Source organism: Streptomyces sp. NPDC003038 (assembly GCF_040611115.1).
Taxonomy (GTDB): Bacteria; Actinomycetota; Actinomycetes; order Streptomycetales; family Streptomycetaceae; genus Streptomyces.
This window is the reverse complement of sequence record NZ_JBEXNN010000081.1, coordinates 1-4,813: the sequence shown is the minus strand read 5'-3', so window position 1 is coordinate 4,813 and position 4,813 is coordinate 1. Positions and strand designations below refer to the sequence as shown.

Annotated in this window: 6 protein-coding genes; 1 reads left to right on the top strand and 5 read right to left on the bottom strand. The window is 70.3% G+C overall.

Going from position 1 to position 4,813, the window contains the following annotated elements:
• Positions 1-107: 107 nt before the first annotated feature.
• Positions 108-422, bottom strand: a complete 315-nt coding sequence (locus tag ABZX75_RS33880) for a (2Fe-2S)-binding protein (protein ID WP_355417965.1) — start codon at positions 420-422, stop codon at positions 108-110.
• 401 nt (positions 423-823) lie between these two features.
• Between ABZX75_RS33880 and ABZX75_RS33875 the strand changes: the two genes are divergently transcribed.
• Positions 824-1,822 (top strand): helix-turn-helix transcriptional regulator, encoded by a 999-nt coding sequence (locus ABZX75_RS33875; protein WP_355417962.1) that lies wholly within the window; start codon positions 824-826, stop codon positions 1,820-1,822.
• An 81-nt stretch (positions 1,823-1,903) separates the two neighbouring features.
• On the opposite strand, the gene ABZX75_RS33870 is transcribed toward ABZX75_RS33875, so the two are convergent.
• From ABZX75_RS33870 to ABZX75_RS33855, 4 genes are all read right to left on the bottom strand, one after another.
• Positions 1,904-2,368, bottom strand: a complete 465-nt coding sequence (locus ABZX75_RS33870) for a helix-turn-helix domain-containing protein (RefSeq protein WP_355417959.1) — start codon at positions 2,366-2,368, stop codon at positions 1,904-1,906.
• Between the two features lies 1 nt (position 2,369).
• Positions 2,370-3,554, bottom strand: coding sequence for a molecular chaperone DnaJ (gene dnaJ, locus ABZX75_RS33865; protein ID WP_355417956.1), 1,185 nt, complete (start codon positions 3,552-3,554; stop codon positions 2,370-2,372).
• 39 nt (positions 3,555-3,593) lie between these two features.
• A complete protein-coding gene (gene grpE / locus ABZX75_RS33860) occupies positions 3,594-4,307 on the bottom strand; it encodes a nucleotide exchange factor GrpE (RefSeq protein ID WP_355417953.1) in 714 nt (237 codons plus the stop codon).
• The coding region (locus ABZX75_RS33855) for an Hsp70 family protein (RefSeq protein ID WP_355417950.1) at positions 4,307-4,813 on the bottom strand (507 nt) is incomplete at its 5' end. The genes grpE and ABZX75_RS33855, both read right to left, overlap by 1 nt.

Here is a 4,813-nt window from a genome sequence, read left to right as displayed (position 1 = left end):
CAAGACCAGAGCGGTGGAGGTCGCCCCGCCCGAACCGGGACCGGTGCTGCCGGGCCACCAGTAGCCCCGGAGACGCCTGAGCGATTTGCAACGACGGGGGAATCGCGTCAGGCACTGCGGGGGGTGGCAGTGGTGATGTCGGTTTCGAAGAGCTGGTGGTCGCGCTGATCAAGATTGACGAAGACCATTCCGTAGCGCACCTCGCAGCGGACGGGCTGCGGCGCGCCCCGCGGGCGGCGCAGGCACCGGTAGGCACGTACGTCCTCGTCCTCCTCGCGCACGACGACGATCGGTTGACCGAACAGGGTGACCATCAGCGAGTCGCCCGCGTAGGGGATCGCCGTGGCCAGGTCGATGAACTGCCATCCCGACCGGTAAGCGGAGGCCATTTCGCGGCGGAAGCCGCGGTCGTCGGGGGTCATGCTTCCGAAGTCTTCCCGCCCACACCCCAGCTACTGTCGTTCTTGCCGGGCGCCGGGCCCCACCCGCTGTCGGCCCTGACGCTGCCCCACCCGCTGTCGTCGCCGGGCGATCCCCAACCGCTGTCATTGCCGGTGGGACCGGCTCCCCAGCCGCTGTCCGCGGGCGCGCTCCCCCAGCCACTGTCCGCGAGCGAGATTCCACCGACAGCAGCAGCCGTAGAGAGAGCAATGGCAGCCACCGAGCGAAGCAATTTCTTGTACATGGTCGACGTTGTCCTCACTTGATGGATTCCTCTCCCCCGCATCTCAGACGATGACTGATCGAGCCACGTCATTGCCACCGTGGCGATGCATCATGTTCCTGTACATGCAGGACCCTGGGGGTGGGAGATTTGCCGATTATGCGCATAAACCAGACACATCCCCATGCGGTGACCGATCTGTGCGACCTGGGGGCCGAGCTGTACGCAAGTGCCCTCAGCTCCGGTCGAATCGCCCGCGAGGAAGTGGAGCAGACGCCCTGCCTGCTGGAATTCGCGCTGCTGCACCCTGATCCGGACGACGACAACTGGCTCCGCCCGGTTCCCCCCTCGGTGGCATTGGCTCAACGCCTGCACCCGCTCGAACGGGAGATCCTGCAACGCAGGCGCTCCTCCATCGAGCTCGCCGAAGCGTTTGAGCCATTCATGGCCATCAGCGCGCTGACTCCGGCGCCCACGCACGCGATCACCGTGCTGGAGGGATTCAACAGGATCAACGCGGCGCTCAACGTGGCCACCGCCGAGTGCCAGGCGGAGATGCTCACCATCCAACCGGGAGGCGGGCGTTCCGAGAACATTCTCAACCAGGCGATAGAACGGGACCAGCCCCTCATCCGGCGCGGCGTCAGCATGCGCACCCTCTACCAGCACACCGTCCGGCACAGCCGCGGCACCATGGCCTACGTCGACCGGATGGCCAGCGGCAAGGTAGAGATCCGGACGCTGGAGGAACTGGTCGAACGGCTCATCATCTGCGACGAATCGGTCGCTTTCATCCCCGCCAGCGACGACCAGCAGATCGCCCTGGAGCTGCGGCACCCGGCGCTCGTCCGCTATCTGGTCAGGGTCTTCGAGCAGTTGTGGCGGCGGGCCACGCCGCTCAACGAGCAGGTCCCCTACGGCCCGACGCCGTCCGGGATATCCGGCGTGCAGCGCTCCATCGCCCAGCTCCTCGTCGAGGGGCACGTGGACGAGGCCATCGCGCGCCGCCTGGGCATGAACGTACGGACCTGCCGCGCGCACATCGCCAAGCTGGCCACCGCCCTGGGCAGCGGCAGCCGGGCCCAGCTGGGTTACCTCATCGCCCAGTCGGGCATCCTGGGCCGCGTCTCGGGCCCGGCCCAGGAACCGCGGCTCTGACGGCCCGGACGCGGCCGCGCACCAAGCGAGAACCCCGCCCGGGCATGCCGGGCGGGGTTCTCGAACGCGGTGCGGGGAGCCTCAGTCCATCGGGCGCTTGGGGCGCCAGACGACCAGGGCGTTGCCCGGCTGCGGGGGCTGGTACGGGACCAGGTCGCGCCGGTACGAGGCGTGCACCTGGGCCTCGCGGGCCCGCAGCGTGGCCGCCGCGCCGTCCACCGCCGCGGAGAGCTCGGCCACACGCGCCTGGAGCGCGGCGACCTGGTTCTCCAGCTCGATGATCCGCTTGATGCCCGCCAGGTTGATGCCCTCGTCCTGCGACAGCGCCTGCACCGTGCGGAGCAGCTCGATGTCACGGGCCGAGTAGCGCCGGCCGCGCCCGGCCGTGCGATCCGGGGAGACCAGGCCGAGGCGGTCGTACTGGCGAAGGGTCTGCGGATGCAGCCCCGAGAGCTGGGCGGCCACCGAGATCACGTAGACCGGGGTCTCGTCGGTGAGTTGGTAAGCCCCATTGCCGAATCGGGGCTGGCTGCGGCGGCCGTCCATGTCAGGCTCCCTTCGCGGACTCGAACAGCGCGGAGCGCGGGTCCTCGGACTCCGTCGCCTCGCGATACATCTCCAGCGCCTCACGTGCCTTGTCCGAGAGCTCCCTCGGGACGGCGACCTCCACCGTCACCAACAGGTCGCCCCGGGTGCCGTCCTTGCGGACCGCGCCCTTGCCGCGGGCCCGCATCGTCCGGCCGCCGGGCGTGCCCGGCGGAAGCTTCAGCGTCACCGAGGGGCCGTTCAAGGTCGGAACCTTGATCTCGGCGCCCAGCGCCGCCTCCGCGAACGTCACCGGCACGGTCACCGTCAGATTGTCGTCCTTGCGGCCGAACACCGGGTGCGCGTCGACGTGCACGACGACGTAGAGGTCACCCGCGGGGCCGCCGCGCTCGCCCGGCGCGCCCTTGCCGCGCAGCCGGATCCGCTGGCCGTCGGAGACGCCCGCCGGGATCCGGACCTGCATGGTGCGGGAGCTGCGGGCCCGGCCGCTGCCCTTGCAGACCTCGCAGGGGGTCTCCGCGATCAGGCCGCGGCCCTTGCAGTCCGCGCAGGGATCGGTCAGCGAGAAGCCACCGCCGCTGCCCCGCGAGACCTGGCCGGAGCCGACGCAGGTCGGGCACACCCGGGGGGTGCCGTTCTTGTCGCCGGTGCCCGAACACGCCTTGCAGGGGGCCTGGGAGGACATCCGGAGCGGGACCGTGGCCCCGTCCACCGCCTCCGTGAAGGAGAGGGTGACCTCCGACTCGATGTCCTGGCCGCGGCGCGGCTGGGTACGGGTCCCCGTACCCGCGCCGGCGCCGCCCCGGTTGAACAGGCCGCCGAAGACATCGCCCAGGCCACCGCCGAAACCGCCGCCCGCGCCACCCGGCTGGCCACCGCCGAAGAGGTCGCCCAGGTCGAAGTTGAAGGAGCCGCCGCCCGCACCCGGCCCGGGGCGGAAGCCGCCGTTGCCGAACAGGGCGCGGGCCTCGTCGTACTCCTTGCGCTTCTTCTGGTCGCCGAGGATGTCGTTCGCCTCGGAGATCTCCTTGAAACGCTCCTCGGCCGAGGCGTCGCCCTTGTTGGCGTCCGGGTGGAACTCGCGTGCGAGCTTCCGGTACGCCTTCTTGATCTCGGCCTCGGTGGCGTCCTTCGGGACACCGAGGACCTTGTAGTAGTCCTTCTCGACGAAGTCCTTCGTGCTCATCCCCGGTGGCCCTCCTCTCGTGCCTCTACCTGAAGTGCATCAGCCCTCGTCGGGGGCATCCGCGTCCTTGTCCGACGCCGCGTCGCCTTCCGCGACCGCCGATTCGGAGCCCGGGGACTTGGCGGCCGCACCCGGCTGGGGCTCGGCCACCGCGACGCGCGCGGGACGGATCGTACGCTCGCCGATTCGGTACCCAGGCTGCAGGATCGCCACGCAGGTCGTCTCGGTGACGTCCGGCGCGTACGAGTGCATCAGGGCCTCGTGGACCGTCGGGTCGAAGGGCTCGCCCTCCTTGCCGAACTGCTGCAGGCCCATCTTCGCGGCGACCGTCTCCAGCGATTCGGCCACCGACTTGAAGCCGCCGACCAGCTCGCCGTGCTCCCGCGCCCGGCCGATGTCGTCCAGCGTCGGGAGGAGCTCGGTCAGGAGGGACGCGACCGCGATCTCCTTGACGGTGATCCGGTCCCGCTCCACCCGGCGGCGGTAGTTCTGGTACTCCGCCTGGAGCCGCTGGAGGTCCGCGGTGCGCTCGGAGAGCGCCGTACGGGCCTGGTCCAGCTGCGCCAGCAGAGCCACCTCCTGGCTCGCGAACTCTGCCGCGGACCGGTCCGCGGCCTGTGCTGCTGCGGAGTCCCCGGCCGGGGCCGCCTCGCCCTCCGGAGAGGAGTCGGCGGCCTTCGGCTCAGCGGCGTCCTCGGGCGTGGCGCCGGCGGGGACTTCGGGCTCCTCAAAACCCGGCGTCTCCTCCGACATCAGGCAGCGCCACCCTTCGGCTTCTCGTCGTCGACGATCTCGGCGTCGACGACGTCGTCGTCCTTGGCCTGGTGGGCACCCTCGCCGCCCGCGGCGCCCTGAGCGGCCTGGGCGTCGGCGTAGATGGCCTGGCCGAGCTTCTGGCTGACCGCGGCCAGCTTCTCGGTCGCGGTGCGGATCTCAGCCGTGTCCTCGCCCTTGAGCTTCTCCTTCAGCTCGGTGACGGCGGCCTCGACCTCCGTCTTCACCTCGGCCGGGACCTTGTCCTCGTTGTCCTTGACGAACTTCTCCGTCTGGTAGACGAGCTGCTCGCCCTGGTTGCGGGACTCGGCGGCCTCGCGGCGACGGTGGTCCTCCTCCGCGTACTGCTCCGCCTCCTGGCGCATGCGGTCGACCTCGTCCTTGCCGAGCGAGGAGCCGCCGGTGACGGTCATCTTCTGCTCCTTGCCCGTGCCGAGGTCCTTGGCCGTGACGTGCATGATGCCGTTCGCGTCGATGTCGAAGGA

Coding starts and splice junctions, on each gene's coding strand:
- ABZX75_RS33880 (WP_355417965.1), bottom strand. CDS start 422: ATGACCCCCGACGACCGCGGCTTCCGCCGCGAAATGGCCTCCGCTTAC.
- ABZX75_RS33875 (WP_355417962.1), top strand. CDS start 824: ATGCGCATAAACCAGACACATCCCCATGCGGTGACCGATCTGTGCGAC.
- ABZX75_RS33870 (WP_355417959.1), bottom strand. CDS start 2,368: ATGGACGGCCGCCGCAGCCAGCCCCGATTCGGCAATGGGGCTTACCAA.
- dnaJ (WP_355417956.1), bottom strand. CDS start 3,554: ATGAGCACGAAGGACTTCGTCGAGAAGGACTACTACAAGGTCCTCGGT.
- grpE (WP_355417953.1), bottom strand. CDS start 4,307: ATGTCGGAGGAGACGCCGGGTTTTGAGGAGCCCGAAGTCCCCGCCGGC.